Source organism: Dapis hubbardiae BLCC-M172 (genome assembly GCF_050016015.1).
GTDB lineage: Bacteria > Cyanobacteriota > Cyanobacteriia > Cyanobacteriales > Microcoleaceae > Trichodesmium.
This window is the reverse complement of record NZ_JBNHEQ010000025.1, coordinates 31,798-33,106: the sequence shown is the minus strand read 5'-3', so window position 1 is coordinate 33,106 and position 1,309 is coordinate 31,798. Positions and strand designations below refer to the sequence as shown.

At 37.3% G+C, this 1,309-nt stretch carries 1 protein-coding gene; it reads right to left on the bottom strand.

All coding sequences use genetic code 11. The features are described 5' to 3' along the window. Positions 1-146: 146 nt before the first annotated feature. Positions 147-1,100 carry an NAD-dependent epimerase/dehydratase family protein gene (locus tag ACP6PK_RS03375; protein ID WP_426557746.1) on the bottom strand — a complete coding sequence of 318 codons (954 nt, stop codon included), beginning with the start codon at positions 1,098-1,100 and terminating at the stop codon, positions 147-149. Positions 1,101-1,309: the final 209 nt, after the last annotated feature.

Sequence of the window (1,309 nt, the reverse complement as noted above, 5' to 3'; positions counted from 1 at the left end):
CCCCACTCCCCCACTCCCCCACTCCCCCACTCCCCCACTCCCCCACTCCCCCACTTTCCCACTCCCCCACTCCCCCACTCCCCCACTACCCCACTCCCCCACTTCCCCACTCCCCCACTCCCCCACTCCCCCACTCCCCCACTCCCCTACTCTCTTATGAATCTAGTTCTCAAAATATCAGCAACAGTAGGACAATAACTAGGCAATTCAAAAGTTGCTGGATTAATAGGATTTTGATATGTAAAATGGCGATATTCTAAACAGAATCTATCCCAAGCTGCAACTTGAATTTTGAAGACTGAAATTATTACCTCTATCAACCAAGGAGCCAAATTAAAACGAAAAAATATTCGTTTCTTCAGATATGCACAAATTTCTTCAACAGCTTGATTTACTGTAACTTTTGGATTTCCTAAAATTAATTTTTGTAGTTCTTTTGACTGGGGTGGGTTTTCTACTAAATAAATAACCACTTGAGCAATATCAGCAGCATGAATAAAATGGAAACTACCCTCAGCTTTTAACCACCGAATTAAACCAATATGTTTAATTATTTCTGGCAAACCAGCAGATAGATGAGAGTATGGTTTTTCTTGATCTCCTCCTAAAACTAAGGTAGGAAAAAGACAAGTCAGAGGGGGTACATTTTTGAGTCGAGATAACTGATACATACAGTCATATTTAGAACGAATATAGTCAGTACCAATCTCTCCAGCTTTTTTAAGTAATCTGTTATTTTGGTCAAGAATACTGGCAGTGGAAAAATAGAGGATATTTTCACATACTTCTGGATTTAGTAATGTGATTAATTTCAGAGTTTTAATTACATTAATATCGAATACTTCCTGCAAATTTCCCCAAGCAGTAGCAGCTAAAATTGCTACATTAATTTCTTGGAGTAAGGAGGAAAACTGCTCAATTTCTCTCAAGTTTGCGTTTAAAATATTAATACCAGGACGAGCTTTATAGTCAACTTTTAATTTATCTGGGTTCCTAACTAATAGGTAAAGTTCGTGGTTGGTATTTTGAATTAGGGATTCGACAATATAGTGACCAATACATCCACTACCACCTGTGATAAAAATCCGTTTATGACTCATAGAAATTAGTTATTGGTTATTGGTTATTAGTTATTAGTTATTAGTTATTAGCAAAATTTGTAGTGGACTGACACACCTTAAATGGTGCATTAGAAAAAAATGCCTAAACCTTACTATAAGAAGAATTATATGAAAAAAGTGGTCTGCACAGTTGGAGCAATAGTTAATTCATTTTCTGAAGCACTCGCCAGAGGTGATGGTTAGTGAAA

Coding starts and splice junctions, on each gene's coding strand:
- ACP6PK_RS03375 (WP_426557746.1), bottom strand. CDS start 1,100: ATGAGTCATAAACGGATTTTTATCACAGGTGGTAGTGGATGTATTGGT.